The following is an 18,997-nucleotide window of genomic DNA, read 5'->3' on the forward strand; positions in this document are numbered from 1 at the left end:
CGCAATTCTGTTACTTTGCAAACATTTGCAGATGTTCAACCACAGGGCCAAGCGCCAGAGCCGGTACGTAATTCAATACACCCACCAGCACCACGACTCCTATCAGCAACACGATAAACAGCGGACCATGGGTCGGCATCGTGCCGGAGTTCGGTTCCAGCCGTTTTTTAGCGGCAAGCGAACCAGCCATGGCCAGGATCGTGACGATGATGATGAAACGTCCGAACCACATCGCTATCGCCAGCATGGCGTTATAGAACGGCGTGTTGGCTGACAGGCCGCCGAAGGCGCTGCCGTTGTTGTTGGCGGCGGAAGAGAACGCATACAGAATCTCACTGAAGCCGTGGGCGCCGGGGTTAAGGATGCCCGCCACGCCGGCCGCCGCCATCACGGCAATCGCCGTGCCGCCCAACACCAGCATCGGTGTCGCCAGGATCGCGATCGATGTCATTTTCATTTCGAACGACTGGATTTTCTTGCCCAGATATTCCGGAGTGCGGCCGATCATCAAACCGGCGATGAATACCGCCATGATGGCAAACACCAGCATGCCGTACAGGCCGGAGCCGACGCCGCCGAACACCACTTCGCCCATTTGTATCAAGGCCATCGGCACCATGCCGCCCAATGCTGTAAAGGAATCGTGCATGGCGTTCACCGCACCGCAAGACGCAGCTGTGGTGATCGCTGCAAACAGAGCAGAAGCGCTGATGCCGAAACGGCTTTCCTTGCCTTCCATATTGCCGCCCGATTGCAGCAGGCTATGCGCCTGGTCGATACCCAAGGCGCTAAGGCCGGGATGCGATTGCTGCTCGGCGTACATCACCACTGACGTCATGATCACGAAAATGACCGTCATCGCCGCCAGTACCGCCCAGCCTTGGCGAATGTCGCCGACCATGAAGCCGAAGGTGAAGCACAGCGCCGCCGGGATCAGGAAAATGGCCAGCATCTGCATGAAATTCGACAGCGGCGTCGGATTTTCATACGGGTGAGCCGAGTTGGCATTGAAGAAGCCGCCGCCATTGGTGCCGATCATCTTGATCGCTTCCTGCGACGCCACCGGACCCATGGCCAGGGTTTGCACCTTGGTGTTCATGGTTTCCAGCACCGGCTTGCCCGCGGCATCATTGACCGGCTGGCCGTCGGCGCCGACTTTAGGCTGCTGATAGGTCAGCGGCTGCACAATGTTGGCGTCTTTATACGAGTCGAAATTCTGGATCACGCCCTGGCTGATCAGGAATACCGAGAAAATCACCGACAATGGCAACAGCAGGTACACGGTAGAACGGGTGACGTCGGTCCAGAAATTACCGATCGACTGCGCTGAATGACGCGAGAAGCCGCGGATCAGGGCAAAGGCAACCGCAAGGCCGGTAGCTGCGGAAAAGAAGTTCTGCACCGCCAGCACCAGCATCTGGGTCAGGTAGCTCATCGCGCTTTCGCCCGAATAACCTTGCCAGTTGGTGTTGGTGACAAAGCTGACCGCAGTATTAAATGCGGAATCTGAACTGAGATTGGCAAAATGCTGAGGATTCAGCGGCAGCCAGAGTTGGAAACGCTGCAAGGCGAAGGTAGCCAGCGCGCCGATAGTATTAAACAGCAGCAGCGCCAGCGCATAGGTCTTCCAGTTCATATCGGACTTGGCCTTGATGCCGGCGCAACGATACAGCCATTGCTCAACCCGGCTGAACCAGCCGAAACCGGTTACCGGCGCATGATCTGAAGAGCCGGCGGCGACTTGCACGATAAACTTGCCGAGCGGATAACTCAGCACAAGCAGCACCGCCAGGAAAGCGATCAACAACATGGTGGATTGGGAGGTCATCTCAGAAGTCCTCCGCTTTGATCAGGGCCACGACCAGATACACCAGCAGCGCAACGGTCACCACCGCGCCAAGTACATAAAACGGGTTCATTGCCTGTCCTCCAGCTTTTTGCATCCCACCGCCAGCGCCCAGGTGACGACAAACATCGCCACGATTGCGCCAACATAAATTCCGTCCAGTACCAAGTCCATCATTACCCTCATTACAGATTAGTTGCGGTACCGACAGGCTATAGAGAAGCTTCTAAAAATGTTGTAAAGAGTCTTCATGGGGGTGTAAACAAAGTGTAAAAAACCGTAAAAACCGCGAGGGAAAGCCGGGCATCTGACGGACAAATCGCTTCCATGCCTTTTTTGCACCATCCGGCTCAGTTTTTGCTGGCAAACGCGGTACACTTTCAGCCTCGCCAGCTAACGCCATGACACCTACATGCACTACGCTCTAGATCTGCGCACCTTTATTTTCAGTCACTATTTCTATACTGGTTTGCGGATCGCCACAGGCGTGGTGGGGCTGACCTTGCTGGTGCTGCAGTTCAGCGACCTGCCGACCGCGATGACGGTTTGTATCGGCGCCTTGTCGACCAGCCTGATGGATTTGCCGAGCACGCTGCGCCACAAGTTCAACGAAATGCTGTCGAGCGTGCTGTTATGCACCGTGGTCACCCTCATCATCAGCTTAAGCGCGCCGTTTCACTGGCTGCTGAGCTTCATGCTGGTGGCAGTGACTTTCCTCGCCAGCATGATGGTGGTGTATGGCAAAAAAGCCATGCCCTTGCAATTTGCCGCCTTGTTCGTGATGACTTTATCGATGGAAAACGCCATGAACGTGGAACAGGCGTTTTTCCATACCGGCTTGTTCCTGGCCGGCGGCCTGTCTTACCTGGCGTACTCGATGACGGTGTCCTGGTTCTTGCGCAGCCGCATCAAGCAGCAGGTGCTGGCCGAAGCCTTGTTTGAACTGGCGCGCTATATCAATATCAAGGCCGATTTCTACGATATGCATGTCGACCTCAACAGCCAGTTCAATACGCTGGTGCGCCAGCAGATCGTGCTGGCGGAAAAACAGCAGGCATCGCGCGACCTGATCCTGCGCGATCCCAGGAACCAGGAAGATGCGATCCTGGTGCAAGTCCATTTCGGCATGTTCGACCTGTATGAGCACATACTCTCGACCCATACCGACTACGCCATCCTGCGCCAGCATCTGGCCGACGCCGAAGTCCTGACTTATCTGCGCGACCTGGTCAACAAGGCGGCCAAGGATATCGAAACGATCGCCTACGCCGTCACCCGCAAGCGCGCCTCGTTCGCCAGCATCAGCTACAAGGCAGAGCAGCGCTCGATCGACAGCGAACTGCAACAATTGCAGCAGGACAGCCTGGCCGGCAAGGTATCCGAGGAAGCGCTGGACATCTTGCGCGCCGCCTACGGCAAAATTTGCGATGCGATCGACATGATCGGCCAGCTGCACCACGCCACGCAAAGCGTGCAAGGACCGTTGCCGGTGCTGCTGGGCAAAGACATGACGCCGTTCCTGACGCAGCAAAAATACCAGTTGGGCGTGCTGGTCGCCAATCTGCGCTGGCACTCGCCGACCTTCCGTTTTGCGGTGCGCGCCGCGCTGGCGATTTCCTGCGGCCTGCTGGCGGCCGATGCCCTGCCCTACGCCGGCCACGGCTACTGGATCGTGCTGACGATTGCCATCATTTTGAAGCCCAGCTTCAGCCAGACCAAACAGCGCCGCAGCGACCGTCTGATCGGCACCCTGATAGGCTGCGTGGCGACCGCGCTGATCTTGCGTTTCGTGCACGAGCCGATTGCATTGCTCGGCTTTTTGTTCATGGCCACCGTGGCGGCGCCGGCATTCATCTACGTCAAGTATCGCTACACGGCGATCGCCGCCAGTATGCAGATTCTGCTGCAAATCAATCTGGTGATCCCGAGTAGCGGCCATGTCATCGGCGAACGCCTGATCGACACCTTGATCGGCGCGGCCATCGCTACCGCATTCAGCTTCGTCTTGCCGAGCTGGGAATATCGCACGCTGCCACAGTTGATCCGGAATGTCTTGAAAAGCAACCAGCGCTTTCTGGAAGCCAGCAACAATCTCATGCAAGGCAAGGTGCGCGACGACTTCATCTACCGTATCTGCCGCAAGCGTTTTCTCGACAGTATTTCCGAACTGGTGTCGACGCTGGTGCGCATGCTCGACGAGCCGGTCAGCAAGCAGCGCGCAGTGGAAAACCTGAATCAGTTTATTGTTCACAATTATCTGGTCATGGCGCACGTGGCCGCCCTGCGCATGCTGCTGCGCCGCAACGCTGAAGGGATGCCGCATGGCGCAGTCAATGTCGAACTGGATGCGGCGACTGCGCGTGTCAGCAAGACCTTGGGGCTGGCGGAACTGGTCCTCAATCCGGACGCGCCCTTGCCGCCCTCCGATGGCGTGCCGATCGCGTCGCAGGAGATCGATGCCAGCGCCCAGGCGGAAAAATGGTCAGCCTGGCATCCGTTGCAGCAGCGGGTGGAGTTGCTGTATCAGGATAGCGAAAGAATCGCCGTCAACAGTGCAGCGATCGGGCGCATTCTGGCCACATGATGGAATACATCCCAGACGCAACATTTTTTGAGCAAAATATTTTTAAGAAAAAACTTATTGTTTTCTCCTGATTAAGACGAGTTAAACACTCGCAATTAAAATTTCCATGCAGTACTATTTCCACATGGAAACGCATTTGCGAGTTTTACTATCTTAAAGGAGCAACAATGAAAATCGTCCTGTTAAAACTCACGGTCTTATCCGCCCTGCTATCCCTGGCTTCAGGCGCCATGGCCAGCGCCAACGGCGGCACCATCCATTTCACCGGCAGTATTGTCGAACCGCCTTGCAGCACCGGCAGCTTCAATGCCGGCCAGCTGGACCTCCAATGCGACAAGCTTAGTGCCTTCGCCGTTTCGTTTCAACGCACCGGCAGCGAAGCCAATTCAGCCGCCACGACAATAACATTGACGCGCGACGGCAAACCGCTGGGAACCCAGGAAGCGGCCGCTTTCCAGATGACCCTGCGGGGACATACCCAACTGGGTCTGTCTGCCAAGACGCCGGCTGCAGGCGCCGCTCTTAGCCCGGTCGTCATGACCGTCAGCTATCTATAAACAACGTAATTCAGCGCAATGAATTGATGCAGGAATCCAGCCGCAGCGTTTTCGCCACGCCTGCGACTGGGTCAGCCTCGGAACCGGGCTTCCGGCAAACCGTGCACGTCCGGCAGGCGTAACTGGAACACTCCCCCCGCTGCCGGCTCAGCCAGCAAGGCAGCATCCGATAGCGATTCACGCGCGCTGCTGATGTACAAGGTATCCAAAGCCTCCCCGCCGAACGCCACGCAACTAGGCTGCGCCACCGGCACATGGACAATGCGGTCAATGCTGCCGTCCGGCGCATAGCGCAGCACACGATGACCGCCCCACTGGGCGTTCCACAGGTAACCTGCGCTGTCGATGGCCGAGCCATCCGGTTCGCCCGGCTGCTCCTGCAAGCTGGCGAACAGGCGATCGTTGCCGATCGTGCCGGCACCGGTGTCGTAGTCGCAACAGCGAATCGTCTTGCTGGGCGAATCGCAGTAATACATGGTGCGACCATCCGGACTGAAGCAGATGCTGTTGCTGATTGCTACCGCCGGCAATGCCAGACGCTCCAGCGTCAGATCGGTATTGAGCCGATAGAAACTGCAGCAGCGCGCCAGGCCCGGCGCATCGTTCTTGGTGCCGAAGACAAAACGCCCGAAGCGATCGCAACGGCCATCGTTCAAGCGGGTATGCGGCAGCTCCGCCTCGACCGTGCAAATCGGCGTCACCTCCTTACTGGAAAAACTGAACCACGCAAGTTGCGACGCCAGCCCCAGCAGCAACCGGTCGTCGTCCTCGGTCAGGGCAAAAGTCGCCAGCGGCTCCGGCATCGGCCAGCTGCGGGTCGCGCCCGTAGCCGGTGTATGGCACCACAGGGCGGCGCCAAGAATATCGGTCCAGAACAAACGTTGAGTACGCTGGCACCACAACACGCCTTCTCCTAGCAAATGCTTGCCGTCAAACAGCAGATCCGCGGTGGCGCTGGTTGTCGCAGTCGTCATGTCTCCATCTTTCTTGAAATGCCAACGAGGTCTGTGCGACCTCGTTGTTGTATTACGCTACGTATTTCCGTGACTGACAGCTTACCTCAAAGCCACCATTTAGAAAGAATGGCTGATCCCGGCATAACCGCCGTTTTGCGCGTGGCCTGGCAACGGACTATCGAATTCCGTTCCAAAGTCGGCGTTACCCTTGTTGCGCATCGTGCCGACAGCCGCATACAGCAAAGTCCGTTTCGACAGATTGTAGTTGGCGCCGACCATGAACAGGCTGGCGCTTCCCGCATCGTGGTTCAACTTGGCATGGAACGCCGCACCGATCAATGCCAATGCCGGTGTCACCGCGTAGTTGGCGCCGATCCAGTAGTGATTGATCTTGTCCGGATCGGTAGCCGCGGCAGTATCCGGGGCCGAGACATTCTCGTATCCGGCGAACAGTTTCAACTGGTCCGCTGTGTAAGTTCCGCCCACAATCAGATCCTTCGATGCGGTGTAGACGTCGGTATAGCGGCCGTTGGCATCGCGGATCACGTCATAGATAGCACGCAGTTCGAGTCCACCGGTGGTGTACAGCAGCGAAATGCCGTCTTTACGGCCATTTTTGGTGGAACCGGCCTGTTCACCCAAACTGGTTTGCACCGTGGCGTTAAAGCCGCCCCAGGTTGGTGTTTGATATTCGATCACGTTGTTAGCCCCTGGCCAGTTGCGGCCCTTGACCAAATTCTGCGTACTCATGAATTGCTGACCGGTAGGATCGAGATTCCAGACGTCATTGACGATAAACAGGTTTTTGCCGAACTTGATCGAGCCGGCGCTGCCGTTCAAGCCGACATAAGAACGCCGATTGAACAAGGCGCTGCCGTTGGTGCTGCCGTTGGTGGCGTCAAAACCGGATTCCAACAAGAAGAAGGCGCTCAGTCCGCCACCCAGGTCTTCGCTACCCTTGAAACCAATCATGCTGGTGCCCCACTGATTACCGGATGCCGCCAGCTTGCTGCCAGTTTGGCCGGTGGGATTGCCGCTGGCGTCTTTCAGCGCAACATTGGTTTGAAAGTCGACGCCGGCGTCAACCCGGCCATAGATAGTGACATTGGTCTGTGCTTGTGCAGCGCCGGCGGCCAGGCCGAACAGACCGATTACGGCGATAGCTGCCAGCGCCCGGGATGGCGCGCCGAGAGTTTGGGAAAGAATCATGCTTACGTCTCCTTGAATTTATTATGAATTCATCCACTGCGAGACTGCCTCCCTTAGCTAAGCAAGCTTGACGGCGCCAGACCAGCGTGAATGTGGACTCATAGTAAGGATTGCAGTGATATCGATCCAATGAATTTTTACGCCACATCAATACTGTATTTGGTATCATTTTGAGAGCTTCGCCGCGGCGACAAAATCGGTGGGGCGAAGTGGATCAAAAAGGGATCCAGTAAATTGGTCCACTAAGTTGGACCCGACAAGAAATATAAAAAAATCAACTAATGAGACGACAATGGCTATCAACGACACCAACTGGTTTCTGCGCGCGCGCCTGAAAACCCGTCAGCTGCTCTTGCTGATAGCACTGGATGAGGAGCGCAATATCCATCGGGCGGCGGAAGCGCTCAACATGACGCAGCCGGCCGCCTCCAAGCAACTCAAGGATCTGGAAGACATGCTGGATGTGCAGCTGTTCGAGCGGCTGCCGCGCGGCATGCGGCCGACCATCTATGGCGAAGCCATGATCCGCCATTCGCGCATGGCGCTGACCAGTTTGTCGCATGCGCACGACGACATCACGGCGCTGAAATCCGGCCTGTCGGGGCAAGTCAATGTCGGTGCGATCTTGTCGCCCGGCATGGCGCTGCTGCCGCCGGCGATTGCGCGGCTCAAGCAGCAGGCGCCGATGCTGCGGATCGGGGTCGAGGTCGAGAGCAGCAATATCTTGCTGGAACGGTTGCAGCGCGGCTCGCTGGATTTCCTGGTGGCGCGCATCATGGATCAGGATGACAACCGCAATCTCGAATATGAAGAGTTATCGGACGAACCGGTATGCGCAGTGGCGCGGGTCGACCACCCCTTGCGCCATGTCACGAACCTGCAATTGAAGGATATCGCCGATGCCGGCTGGATCCTGCCGCCCAAGGGCAGCATCTTGCGCCATCGGGTCGACATGATGTTTCACAAGGACGGCCTGGCGCCGCCTGCCAACGTGGTAGATACTACTGCGATCCTGGTCATCAGCAGCCTGCTGCAGCAGACCGATTTCCTGCACGTGATGCCGGCCGAAGTGGCGCGCTTTTATGCCCAGGTGAATGTGCTGGCGATACTGCCGATCGAATTGCCTTGCAAGATGGATGGCTTCGGCATCATCACCCGGCGTTTGCAGATACTTTCCCCGGGCGCGAAAATCCTGCAGCAAACGATACGGGATGTCGCGGCGCAAATCTACTAGAGTACAGACGTCAACCATGATGGCGGCGGCAAACATCGTAATTCGGTAGCAGCGATAAAAAATCAGAAAAAAGGGGATGGTCGATGTTAACTAAATTAGAAAAATACCGATTTCAGGCTTTTGTCGCAGCCGCTTTCTTTGTATGCGACGCGGGCGCGCAGGCAGTAGTGTCTGAGGTGCGGGCACCATCGGAATCAAGCATTCCGGCCGGCCCCAGAGGCGTCGCGATTCAGGAGGGCCGGCAACTGATGAACGAGACCCGTCAGCGCCTGCCCAAAAATGTCGGGAACGGCCTCAATTGCAGCAATTGTCATTTGGCTGGCGGCGCCACGGCGTATGCCTCGCCTTGGGTCGGCATCTGGGGAGTTTTCCCGGAATACCGCGCGCGCAGCGGCAAGCTGATCTCCTTGCAGGAACGGATCAACGATTGCTTCGAACGCTCGATGAATGGCAAGCCGCTGCCATATACGTCAACGGAAATGACGAATATCCTGGCTTACATGCAGTGGCTGTCAACCGGAGTGCCGACTGGCGTAAGCGTGACGGGAAGAGGTTTCGGAGCGATCGACCAGAAGCTCAAGGCGGATGCCAACCATGGCAAGCAGGTGTATGCGGACAAATGCGCCAGCTGTCATGGTGCGGATGGATCTGGCATGAAAGGCGGCGAACACGGCTATACCTTCCCGCCGCTATGGGGAGCCGACTCCTTCAACGACGGCGCCGGCATGGCCCGCACCTACACCGCAGCGGCGTTCGTCAAACACAATATGCCGCTGGGCCAAGGCGGCACCCTGACAGATCAGGAGGCGGTGGATGTATCGGAATTTTTCACCCATCAGCCGCGACCGGTCTATCCCGGAAAATCACATGACTGGCCGCTAGGCGACAAGCCTAAAGATGCGCGCAGCTAGGCACTAGTGCCCATTCAGGCCCAACCTGCATCGACGATGAATTCCTGCGCAGTGCACATCGCACTGTCATCCGCGGCCAGGAACAAGACCATGCGCGCCAGATGCCACGGCTGCAGTTTTCCGGGCAGGCACTGGTTGCGCTTGATGTCTTCTTCGCCTGCGGCATCCAGCCATAAGGCGATCTGTCTTTCGGTCATCACCCATCCCGGCGATACGGTATTGACGCGGATGTTGTGCGGGCCCAAGTCGCGCGCCAGGCCGCGCGTCAGGCCGACCACAGCTGCCTTGGCCGTGGTGTACACCGGATAGCCGCCATTCGACAGATGCCAGCTGATCGAGCTGAGATTGATGATCGATCCGCCGCCCTTTTTTTGCATGCCCGGCGCAATCGCCTGGCAGGTAAAGAACATCGGGCGCTGATTGATGGCAATCCGGTCGTCCCAATAATCGACGGTCACTTCCGCCAGCTGATGGCGCTGGTCGTTGGCGGCATTGTTGACCAGCACATCGAAGGTACCCAACTCTTGCGCCAATCCCTGTATGGTCGCCTGCAATGCGGCAATGTCGCGGATGTCGCAATGGCGAAATAGCGGCTTGACCAGGCCTGCTGCTGCCAGGCTTTCACACAAAGCCGCGCTGGCTTCGGTTTCGATATCGACGAAAGCCACGCGCGCGCCCTGCTCCGCAAATGCACTGACAATCGCCGCGCCGATACCGCTGCCGCCGCCGGTGATGAATACGTTCTTGTCTTTCAGGCTGGGGAAACGCGCCAGCTGTGCTTCTGCCATATCGTTTACTGCCGGCATATCAACTCCTGTTCAATGTGCTACGTAGAAAACTCGCTTACCTTACTTACAACCTTACTTACAACCTTATTTGCTGCCGAGCCGGCCATTGATACGCTGCGTGATCGCCAGCGGATTGCTGTCCTGAATCGCTGCCGGCAACAGGTCCTGCGGTATGTTTTGATACGAAACAGGCCGTAAAAAGCGCTGGATGGCAGCCGTGCCCACCGACGTCGCGCGGCTGTCCGATGTGGCCGGGAACGGTCCGCCGTGAACCATGGAATATGACACCTCGACCCCGGTCGGAAAGCCGTTCGCCAAAATCCGCCCGACCTTGCGCTCCAGGATAGGCAGCAGTCCGCGCACGGCCCGGTGATCGCCATCGGCCATCTGCAAAGTTGCGGTCAGCTGCCCTTCCAGCCGCTCCGCCACCGCGAGCATCTCGGCCATATCGCGGCATGCGACCAGCAGCGACGCCGGTCCGAATATTTCTTCCGACAACTGCGGATCGCTCAGGAAATCCTGGGCGCTGGTGCTGAACAATGCCGGCACGCCGCTGCCTGCCGCACCGCTGGCGACGCCCTGGCTGAGTTGGCGCACTCGGGAGTTGGCGGCAAGCCGGCCGACGCCTTTTTGATACGCATGATGAATGCCAGCCGTCAGCATGGTCGCGGCATTGCGCTGCGCCAGTTGCGCGGCGGCGCCGGCACTGAAACGCTCCAGATCCGGACCTTGCAACGCCAGCACCAGCCCAGGATTGGTGCAGAACTGGCCGACGCCCAGCACCAGCGAATCGACGAAAGCGGCGGCCAGCGTATCGGCCTGGTCGGCCAGCGCCTGCGGCATCAGGAATACCGGATTGATGCTGCTCATTTCGGCATACACCGGGATCGGCTGAGGACGCGCGGCAGCCGCCGCCATCAATGCCAGCCCACCCTGGCGCGAGCCGGTGAAGCCGACTGCCTGTATCGCCGGATGTTGCACCAGTTCGATGCCGAGATCGTTGCCGATACCGGTCAACAGCGAAAATACGCCTTCCGGCAAACCTGCTGCCGATACTGCTTTCTGCAGCGCCCGCCCGACCAGCTCGGAGGTGCCGGGATGGGCTGGATGGGCTTTCACCACCACCGGGCATCCCGCCGCCAGCGCTGCTGCGGTATCACCGCCAGCCACTGAAAACGCCAAGGGAAAATTGCTGGCGCCGAACACCGCAACCGGCCCCAAGGCGATCATGCGCAGGCGCAAATCGACGCGCGGCAAAGGCTTGCGGTCCGGCAGCGCCGGGTCGATCCGCGCATCCTGCCATGAACCTTCGCGCAGCACTTCAGCAAATAACTTGAGCTGGCCCACGGTGCGGCCGCGTTCGCCTTCCAGCCTGGCGCGCGGCAAGCCGCTTTCACTCATCGCACGCTCTATCAGCTGATCGCCGAGAGCCAGGATATTTTCAGCGATGCTTTCCAGGAAGCGGGCGCGCGTCTCCGGATCGGTATTCCGGTATGGATCAAAAGCGATCCGGGCCAACTCGCAAGCGATGTCGACCTCGGCTTTGCCGGCGGTATGGAATGCCGGTTGAAGTTCGCTGTTTGTGGCGGGATTGAAGGCAAAAAAAGCAGTTCCTCCGCCTTTGATATGAGAAGCGCCGATCAGCGATTCGCCTGTAATGTCCATGCTTTTCCTAACAATAAAATAGCGGTAACGCGGAGCGGCCGAGTTACAGCTGGCGTATCTGCGGCGGCGCCAAAGTCTCGACCGCCAGCCGATTGCGCAACGGCGGTCCGAAGGCAGCCACGTCGATCTCGAATGTTTCCCCGGGCGCGACCTGGATGCCGTCCGAGCAACTCAAGGTCGCCGTGCCGAAGAAATGGATATGCACGTCGCCGGGGCGGCGGAACAAGGGGTACTTGAAATGGTGGTGCTCCAGGTTGGCAACCGTATGCGACATATTCTGTTCGCCGCTGACAAACGGTTTTTCCCAACGCACCTGGCCGTTGACGCCGCGAATACGCGACATGCCTTCTACATGCGGCGGCAAATCGCCTAGCAGCAGGGCCGGGCCGACAGCACAGACCCGCAACTTGGAATGTGCCAGATACAGGTAGTTCTGACGTTCGGTGACATGATCGGAAAACTCATTGCCGATCGCAAAGCCGAGCCGGCATGGCGTACCGTCCGCAGCAATCACATACAGCGCCGCAATCTCGGGTTCTTCACCGCCGTCCAGCGCAAATTGCGGCATCGTCAACGGCTGCTCGCCGGCGCAGACGATGCTGCCGTCGCCTTTGTAAAACCATTCCGGCTGCACTCCGGTCTGGCCGGGCAGCGGCTTGCCGCCTTCCAGCCCCATGCGGAACATTTTCATGCTGTCGGTCAGGGTATCGACATCGCTGATTTTCTTGTGCATGGCGTCGCGGCCGTCGGCGCTGCCCAGATGGGTAAGGCCGGTACCGGTGACGTAGCAATGGGCGCTGTCGCTGTGATCCAGCGGCGGCAGCAGGCGGCCGGCCTGTGCGACTTCAGCGTAATCCAGAACGACAGCTCCCAGCCCGGCGCTGGCCAGGCTTTGCAAGGAACTGTTGCCGGCGATCGCTGCTTGCGCCAGCTCATAGCTTGAGGCATAGCCTTCCACCACATGGATTTTCCGGCCTTCATCTTCCAGTACTCCGATCCGACGCTGGCCGTCGGCTTGCTTGAATTGAACCAACAACATGTGCTTCTCCAGTTTACCGGCTTGCTTACAGAAGCAGCCTAGTGGGAATGTTTAGGTACGGCCGACCCGCGGCAGCCGACCAGGAAATCGAAATCGCAGCCTTCGTCGGCTTGCAATACCCGGTCGATATACAAGCGCTGGTAACCGCTGTGTGCAGTCACGGTTTCTGCGTTCACTATTGCTCTTGCAGTCTGGCGCTGCGCCATTTCGGCATCGCTGATGTCCAGGTGCAAACGCCCTGCTTCGCAATCCAGTTCTATCCAGTCGCCATCTTGCACAATTCCCAGCGGTCCGCCGGCAGCCGCTTCCGGCGCCACGTGCAGGACCACGGTGCCGTAAGCCGTGCCGCTCATGCGGGCATCGGAAATCCGCACCATGTCTTTGATGCCTTGTGCCAGCAACTTCGGCGGCAAGCCCATGTTGCCGACTTCGGCCATGCCGGGATAGCCTTTCGGTCCGCAATTCTTCATCACCAGCACCGAGCTGGCATCGACATCCAGTTCCGGATCGTTGATGCGCGCCTTGTAATGTGCAAAATCTTCGAACACCACCGCCTTGCCGCGATGTTTCATCAGTTCCGGCGAGGCAGCGGATGGTTTGAGCACCGCACCGCGCGGCGCCAGGTTGCCGCGCAAGATGCAGATGCCGCCGTCGGCGATCAGGGGCTTGTCGATGACACGGATCACTTCGTCGTTGTAGATAGGTGCGTCCTGGTTGTTCTCCCAAAGCGACTTGCCGTTCACCGTCAAGGCGTCCTTGTGCGGCAACAACCCGGCTTCGCCCAGGCGGCGCAGTACGCCGGGCAAACCGCCGGCATAGTAAAATTCTTCCATCAGGAAACGGCCGGACGGCTGCAAATCAACCAGCGTCGGCGTGCCGCGGCCAATTTTTGTCCAGTCTTCCAATTCAAGCGGCACGCCGATACGGGCGGCGATCGCCTTCAAATGAATCACGGCATTGGTCGACCCCCCGATCGCGGCATTGACCCGGATCGCATTTTCGAATGCAGCACGGGTCAGGATTTTCGACAGCCGCAAGTCTTCCCACACCATGTCGACAATCCGCATGCCCGACATGTGCGCCAATACATAGCGACGCGCATCGACTGCCGGGATCGCGGCATTGTGCGGCAGGGAAGTTCCCAGCGCCTCCGCCATGCAAGCCATGGTCGAGGCCGTGCCCATGGTGTTGCAGGTGCCGGCCGAGCGCGACATGCCGGATTCAGCCGCCAGGAATTGATGCATGCTGATCTGGCCGCCCTTGACGGCCTCGCTCAGTTGCCAGACCGCGGTGCCGGAACCGAGATCCTTGCCTTCGTGCTTGCCGTTCAGCATAGGTCCGCCGGTGACCACAATCGCCGGGATATCGCAGCTGGCGGCGCCCATCAGCAAGGCCGGCGTGGTCTTGTCGCAGCCGACCAGCAGCACTACCGCGTCCATCGGATTGCCGCGTATCGATTCTTCCACATCCATGCTGGCCAGATTGCGGGTCAGCATGGCGGTCGGGCGCAGATTCGACTCGCCGTTGGAGAACACCGGGAACTCCACCGGGAATCCGCCCGCTTCCGAAATGCCGCGTTTGACATGCTCGGCGATCTTGCGGAAATGCGCATTGCATGGCGTCAGTTCGGACCAGGTATTGCAGATGCCGATGATAGGTTTGCCCTGGAACTCATGATCGGGAATCCCCTGGTTCTTCATCCAGCTGCGGTACATCATGCCGTTCTTGTCGTTGCTGCCAAACCATTCGGCCGAGCGCAGCGGACGGTTATTTTGCAGCGGGCCTTTTTTATCGACAGTCATCTTTGGCTTCCTTTTGAAATGATCAGGGCGGCATCCCTCCGCACCGGGACGGATGCCAGCTATAAAACGGAATCTGGAACGTCGCCAGCTGCGTATCAATCATCCGCAGCGGCATTGCAGTTGTTCTATTTGTTCTTGTTGTAGACGTCGACAAATACGGCGGCCAGCAATACCAGGCCCTTGATCACCTGTTGATAATCGATGCCGATACCCATGATCGACATGCCGTTGTTCATCACGCCCATCACGAAAGCGCCGATCACAGCTCCCATGACCTTGCCGACGCCGCCGGACGCCGAGGCGCCGCCGATGAAGCAGGCTGCAATCACGTCCAGTTCAAAACCGGTGCCGGCTTTAGGCGTGGCTGTGTTGAGGCGGGCTGCAAAAATCAAACCCGCCAGCGCCGCCAGCATGCCCATGTTGATGAAGGTGTAAAACGATACGCGCGCGGTCTTGATACCGGACAGCTTGGCGGCCTTCTCATTACCGCCGACTGCATAAATGCGGCGTCCGATGGTGGTGCGGTTGGCGATAAAGGTGTACACCACCATCAGCAGGAACATGATGATCAGTACATTCGGCATGCCTTTATAAGAAGCCAGCAGGTAACTGAAGAAAATGATGACGGCCGCAAACACGGCATTCTTCAAGATGAAGAACACATAAGGTTCGTCCTCCATCCCATGCTTGGCCTGCTTGTTGCGGGCGCGGACTTTGACGAAAATCATGATGGCGGCGACCACGACGCCCACCAGCAAGGAAGTAATGCGCAAATCTGCAGCGCTGAAGAGATCGGGGATGAAGCCCGAACTCAGCATCTGGAAATCGTCAGGGAAGGGCCCTATCGATTGACCTTGCAGCAGCGCCAGCGTCAGCCCCTTGAACACCAGCATGCCGGCCAGGGTGACGATGAATGAAGGAATCTTGAAAAACGCCACCCAATAACCCTGGGCCGCGCCGATCACGCCGCCGGCCAGGATGCAAAGGATACTGGCCAGTACAAAGTTCATGTGCAGGTTGACGATCAGCACTGCCGCCAGCGCACCGATGAAACCGACCACCGACCCCACCGACAAGTCGATATGGCCGGCCACGATGACCATCAGCATGCCCAGCGCCATGATGACGATGTAGCTGTTCTGCAGCACCAGGTTGGTCAGGTTCAGCGGCTGCATCAGGGTGCCGTTGGTCATGTACTGGAAAAACGCCATGATCGCGATCAAGGACATGAGCATGCCGTACTCACGCATGTTGTGCTTCAGGAAGCCGCTGTATTCCTTCTTTTCGGCTGCGGGCTGGGGCCGGTTTTCACTGGCTGCCGGCGTCAGAATATCTTGGTTCATTTCAATTGTCTCCGTTCTTCACATTCCGCACTATCGCGCGCATGATTTTTTCCTGGGATGCTTCCGCCGCCGTCAGTTCGCCGACAAATTTCCCCTCGTTCATGACATAGATGCGGTCGCACATGCCCAGCAGCTCCGGCATTTCCGATGAAATCATGATGATGCATTTTCCTTCCCTGGCCAGCTGGTCGATGATGGTATAGATCTCGTACTTGGCGCCGACGTCGATGCCGCGCGTCGGTTCGTCCAGGATCAGCACATCGGGGTTGGAAAACAGCCATTTGCTGAGCACCACTTTCTGCTGGTTGCCGCCGGACAGGTTCAACACTTTCTGGAACACGTTCGAGCAGCGTATCTTCAGCTGGCGCCGGTAATCGGCGGCGACCGAATACTCGCGCCCTTCGTCGATCACGGTCTTGTCGGCCACGCCGTCGAGGTTGGCCAGCGTAATATTCTTCTTGATGTCCTGGTCCAGGATCAGGCCGTAGCCTTTCCGGTCTTCGGTGACATAGGCGATGCCGTTGTCAATGGCTTTTTGCACCGTGCTGACGTCGATTTCCTTGCCGCGCAAAAACACCTTGCCGCTGATGCGCTGGCCGTAGGCGCGGCCGAAAATGCTCATCGCCAGTTCGGTGCGGCCGGCGCCCATCAAGCCGGCGATGCCGACGATCTCGCCTTTCCTGACATGGAAATCAACGCCCTTGATGACCTGCCGTTCCGGATGGATCGGGTGATGCACCTGCCATTGCCTGACTTCGAAAATGGTTTCGCCGATGTCCGGGCTGCGCTTGGGATAACGGTCCGCCATTTCGCGTCCGACCATGTTCTGGATGATGCGGTCTTCGCTGATCACTTCCTTGTGGCAGTCCAGGGTATCGACCGTGGAGCCGTCGCGCAGGATCGTGATCGAATCCGCGACTTTGGAAATTTCATTGAGCTTGTGCGAAATCAGGATAGAGGAAATGCCCTGAGCCTTAAGCTCCAGCAGCAAATCCAGCAAGGCGTCGCTGTCGCTTTCATTCAGGCTGGCGGTGGGTTCGTCGAGGATCAGCAGCTTGACCTGTTTCGACAGCGCCTTGGCGATTTCAATCAGCTGCTGCTTGCCGACGCCCAGGTTGGTGATCAGCGTGCTGGGCGATTCCTTGAGGCCGACCTTGGCCAGCAGCTCCTTGGTCTTGGCATACGAAACTTCCCAGTCGATCACGCCGTTCACGGCTTGCTCGTTGCCGAGGAAAATATTCTCTGTAATCGACAGCAGCGGCACCAGCGCAAGTTCCTGGTGGATGATGATGATGCCGATTTCTTCACTGTCGGCGATGCCGTCGAACTGCCGCTCCTGCCCTTCGAAATGGATCTCGCCGGTGTAGGAACCGTGCGGATAGACCCCGCTCAGCACTTTCATCAAGGTGGATTTTCCGGCGCCGTTTTCGCCGACCACGGCGTGGATTTCGCCGTTACGGACCGCCAGGTTGACATTGTCCAATGCTTTGACTCCCGGGAATGTCTTCCCGATCCCGCGCATTTCCAGGATGGTTTCCATCTGTTATTACCTCGCTTACCTCAAACCTTCGCCAGCGCCTGACTCCGGGACCTTGCAGCGCGCGTGCGCATGCAAGGTCCGGCCAAACAAGACTCTTTATCGCTACGTATTGCTACGTCTTAGCCGACGCTTATTTGATCTGGGCTTCGGTGTAGTAGTTGCTGCCGACCAGCACTTGCTTCCAGTTGGCGGCATCGACGCTGACTGGCTTCAACAGATAGGAAGGCACCACCTTGACGCCGTTGTTATACGTCTTGGTATCGTTGATGGCAGGCGTTTTTCCGCTCAGCATGGCGTCGACCATGCCCACCGTCACCTTGGCCAGTTCGCGCGTGTCCTTGAATACCGTCTGGCGCTGTTCGCCGCGCACGATGGATTTCACTGAAGGGACTTCGGCGTCCTGGCCGGTCACCACCGGCATCGGCGACTTGGGTGTGCCGTAGCCTACTCCTTTGAGCGACGACAGGATGCCGATGCTGATGCCGTCATACGGCGACAGCACCGCATCCACATGGGCGTTGCCGTAGTAGGCGCTGAGCAGGTTATCCATGCGCGCCTGGGCTACCGCGCCGTCCCAGCGCAAGGTCGAAACCTTGTCCATGCCAGTCTGTTTGCTGCGTACCACCAGCTTGCCTTTATCGATATACGGCTGCAGTACCGACATCGCGCCGTTGTAGAAGAAGAAGGCATTGTTATCGTCAGCCGAACCGCCGAACAGTTCGATATTGAACGGACCCTTGCCGCCCTTCAGGTCCAGTGCTTTTTCGATATAGCTGGCTTGCAGGACGCCGACCTGGAAATTGTCGAAGGTAGCGTAGTAATCGACGTTCTTGGAGCCGCGGATCAGGCGATCGTAGGCAATGACCTTGACGCCTTTGTCGGCGGCTTTTTGCAGAGCGTTGGACAATGTCGTGCCGTCAATCGCGGCGATCACCAGCACCTTGACGCCTTTGGTAATCATGTTTTCGATCTGCGCCAGCTGATTCGGGATATCGTCTTCGGCATATTGCAGATCGGTCTTGTAACCTTTTTCCTTGAATACCTTGACCATGTTGTCGCCGTCGGCAATCCAGCGCGCGGACGATTTAGTCGGCATCGAAATGCCGATCGGCCCCTTCTCCTGCGCACCAGCCTGCGTCACCAGGCCGAACACGCCAATCATCAATCCAACAATCGTCGATTTAATCATTTTCACAGCTTGTCTCCTTTAGTTATTTTGATCTTGCGCCAGAACATTGTGAAACGCCTGCCTTAGTTAACTGATTAACTAACTACTACTCATGTGGCCCGTTGCCGGATGGCTGGTGACTGCAGATTTTTCATATTGCAGACGCGCAACCATCAATATAGACCTTTCCTGCTGAATCTCCTCGCCATCTTACGAACATAAGTGATATCAAACAAATGAATTTTTTCATAGTTTCGATATCTTTTTCAATATCAACATAGTGAAAGGAAAAATTCTACGAAAGGCTTTCCGCTATCCATCACAAGAGAATAAATACCGAAGCCAGTGTAAAAAC

At 57.8% G+C, this 18,997-nt stretch carries 15 protein-coding genes; 4 read left to right on the forward strand and 11 right to left on the reverse strand.

Annotated elements, in window-relative coordinates; all coding sequences use genetic code 11:
• Positions 1-10: 10 nt before the first annotated feature.
• Both kdpA and kdpF read right to left on the reverse strand, forming a co-directional pair.
• Positions 11-1,828, reverse strand: coding sequence for a potassium-transporting ATPase subunit KdpA (kdpA, locus tag BLV81_RS04120; RefSeq protein WP_092352699.1), 1,818 nt, complete (start codon positions 1,826-1,828; stop codon positions 11-13).
• Between the two features lies 1 nt (position 1,829).
• Positions 1,830-1,919: a K(+)-transporting ATPase subunit F gene (gene kdpF, locus BLV81_RS04125; protein ID WP_061534000.1), complete on the reverse strand. Its 90-nt coding sequence runs from the start codon at positions 1,917-1,919 to the stop codon at positions 1,830-1,832.
• 339 nt (positions 1,920-2,258) lie between these two features.
• Here kdpF and BLV81_RS04130 point away from each other — a divergent pair, with 339 nt between their 5' ends.
• Together BLV81_RS04130 and BLV81_RS04135 are read left to right on the forward strand one after the other, a co-directional pair.
• Complete coding sequence (locus BLV81_RS04130) at positions 2,259-4,430, forward strand: FUSC family membrane protein (protein WP_092352703.1); 2,172 nt, start codon at positions 2,259-2,261, stop codon at positions 4,428-4,430.
• A 167-nt stretch (positions 4,431-4,597) separates the two neighbouring features.
• A complete protein-coding gene (locus BLV81_RS04135; protein WP_092352705.1) occupies positions 4,598-4,987 on the forward strand; it encodes a type 1 fimbrial protein in 390 nt (129 codons plus the stop codon).
• A 71-nt stretch (positions 4,988-5,058) separates the two neighbouring features.
• Here BLV81_RS04135 and BLV81_RS04140 read toward each other — a convergent pair whose 3' ends face one another.
• Both BLV81_RS04140 and BLV81_RS04145 read right to left on the reverse strand, forming a co-directional pair.
• Positions 5,059-5,961, reverse strand: a complete 903-nt coding sequence (locus BLV81_RS04140) for an SMP-30/gluconolactonase/LRE family protein (RefSeq protein WP_092352707.1) — start codon at positions 5,959-5,961, stop codon at positions 5,059-5,061.
• A gap of 99 nt (positions 5,962-6,060) precedes the next feature.
• Positions 6,061-7,152, reverse strand: coding sequence for a porin (locus BLV81_RS04145; protein ID WP_092352709.1), 1,092 nt, complete (start codon positions 7,150-7,152; stop codon positions 6,061-6,063).
• 292 nt (positions 7,153-7,444) lie between these two features.
• Here BLV81_RS04145 and BLV81_RS04150 point away from each other — a divergent pair, with 292 nt between their 5' ends.
• The gene (locus BLV81_RS04150; RefSeq protein WP_092352711.1) at positions 7,445-8,386 is read left to right on the forward strand and encodes a LysR family transcriptional regulator; all 942 of its coding nucleotides are present in this window, start codon (positions 7,445-7,447) and stop codon (positions 8,384-8,386) included.
• A gap of 248 nt (positions 8,387-8,634) precedes the next feature.
• Positions 8,635-9,297 (forward strand): c-type cytochrome, encoded by a 663-nt coding sequence (locus tag BLV81_RS04155; protein ID WP_255364936.1) that lies wholly within the window; start codon positions 8,635-8,637, stop codon positions 9,295-9,297.
• A 14-nt stretch (positions 9,298-9,311) separates the two neighbouring features.
• Here the strand turns inward: BLV81_RS04155 and BLV81_RS04160 are convergent, their stop codons facing one another.
• The 7 genes from BLV81_RS04160 to chvE all read right to left on the reverse strand — a co-directional run bounded on the left by BLV81_RS04160 (position 9,312) and on the right by chvE (position 18,663).
• Positions 9,312-10,103: an SDR family NAD(P)-dependent oxidoreductase gene (locus tag BLV81_RS04160; protein WP_255364937.1), complete on the reverse strand. Its 792-nt coding sequence runs from the start codon at positions 10,101-10,103 to the stop codon at positions 9,312-9,314.
• Between the two features lie 66 nt (positions 10,104-10,169).
• Positions 10,170-11,750 carry an aldehyde dehydrogenase (NADP(+)) gene (locus BLV81_RS04165; protein WP_092352714.1) on the reverse strand — a complete coding sequence of 527 codons (1,581 nt, stop codon included), beginning with the start codon at positions 11,748-11,750 and terminating at the stop codon, positions 10,170-10,172.
• Positions 11,751-11,793: 43 nt separating this feature from the next.
• The gene (gene araD1, locus BLV81_RS04170; protein ID WP_092352716.1) at positions 11,794-12,789 is read right to left on the reverse strand and encodes an AraD1 family protein; all 996 of its coding nucleotides are present in this window, start codon (positions 12,787-12,789) and stop codon (positions 11,794-11,796) included.
• A 38-nt stretch (positions 12,790-12,827) separates the two neighbouring features.
• Positions 12,828-14,591: an IlvD/Edd family dehydratase gene (locus BLV81_RS04175; RefSeq protein WP_092352718.1), complete on the reverse strand. Its 1,764-nt coding sequence runs from the start codon at positions 14,589-14,591 to the stop codon at positions 12,828-12,830.
• A gap of 125 nt (positions 14,592-14,716) precedes the next feature.
• Positions 14,717-15,934, reverse strand: coding sequence for a multiple monosaccharide ABC transporter permease (gene mmsB, locus BLV81_RS04180; protein WP_092352720.1), 1,218 nt, complete (start codon positions 15,932-15,934; stop codon positions 14,717-14,719).
• Between the two features lies 1 nt (position 15,935).
• Positions 15,936-17,474, reverse strand: coding sequence for a multiple monosaccharide ABC transporter ATP-binding protein (gene mmsA / locus BLV81_RS04185; protein ID WP_092352722.1), 1,539 nt, complete (start codon positions 17,472-17,474; stop codon positions 15,936-15,938).
• A 130-nt stretch (positions 17,475-17,604) separates the two neighbouring features.
• On the reverse strand, positions 17,605-18,663 hold the full coding sequence (chvE, locus tag BLV81_RS04190; RefSeq protein WP_092352724.1) for a multiple monosaccharide ABC transporter substrate-binding protein: 1,059 nt from the start codon (positions 18,661-18,663) through the stop codon (positions 17,605-17,607).
• Positions 18,664-18,997: the final 334 nt, after the last annotated feature.

Source organism: Collimonas sp. OK242 (assembly GCF_900107095.1).
Classification (GTDB): Bacteria; Pseudomonadota; Gammaproteobacteria; order Burkholderiales; family Burkholderiaceae_D; genus Collimonas.

Coding starts and splice junctions, on each gene's coding strand:
- kdpA (WP_092352699.1), bottom strand. CDS start 1,828: ATGACCTCCCAATCCACCATGTTGTTGATCGCTTTCCTGGCGGTGCTG.
- kdpF (WP_061534000.1), bottom strand. CDS start 1,919: ATGAACCCGTTTTATGTACTTGGCGCGGTGGTGACCGTTGCGCTGCTG.
- BLV81_RS04130 (WP_092352703.1), top strand. CDS start 2,259: ATGCACTACGCTCTAGATCTGCGCACCTTTATTTTCAGTCACTATTTC.
- BLV81_RS04135 (WP_092352705.1), top strand. CDS start 4,598: ATGAAAATCGTCCTGTTAAAACTCACGGTCTTATCCGCCCTGCTATCC.
- BLV81_RS04140 (WP_092352707.1), bottom strand. CDS start 5,961: ATGACGACTGCGACAACCAGCGCCACCGCGGATCTGCTGTTTGACGGC.
- BLV81_RS04145 (WP_092352709.1), bottom strand. CDS start 7,152: ATGATTCTTTCCCAAACTCTCGGCGCGCCATCCCGGGCGCTGGCAGCT.
- BLV81_RS04150 (WP_092352711.1), top strand. CDS start 7,445: ATGGCTATCAACGACACCAACTGGTTTCTGCGCGCGCGCCTGAAAACC.
- BLV81_RS04155 (WP_255364936.1), top strand. CDS start 8,635: ATGAACGAGACCCGTCAGCGCCTGCCCAAAAATGTCGGGAACGGCCTC.
- BLV81_RS04160 (WP_255364937.1), bottom strand. CDS start 10,103: ATGCCGGCAGTAAACGATATGGCAGAAGCACAGCTGGCGCGTTTCCCC.
- BLV81_RS04165 (WP_092352714.1), bottom strand. CDS start 11,750: ATGGACATTACAGGCGAATCGCTGATCGGCGCTTCTCATATCAAAGGC.
- araD1 (WP_092352716.1), bottom strand. CDS start 12,789: ATGTTGTTGGTTCAATTCAAGCAAGCCGACGGCCAGCGTCGGATCGGA.
- BLV81_RS04175 (WP_092352718.1), bottom strand. CDS start 14,591: ATGACTGTCGATAAAAAAGGCCCGCTGCAAAATAACCGTCCGCTGCGC.
- mmsB (WP_092352720.1), bottom strand. CDS start 15,934: ATGAACCAAGATATTCTGACGCCGGCAGCCAGTGAAAACCGGCCCCAG.
- mmsA (WP_092352722.1), bottom strand. CDS start 17,474: ATGGAAACCATCCTGGAAATGCGCGGGATCGGGAAGACATTCCCGGGA.
- chvE (WP_092352724.1), bottom strand. CDS start 18,663: ATGATTAAATCGACGATTGTTGGATTGATGATTGGCGTGTTCGGCCTG.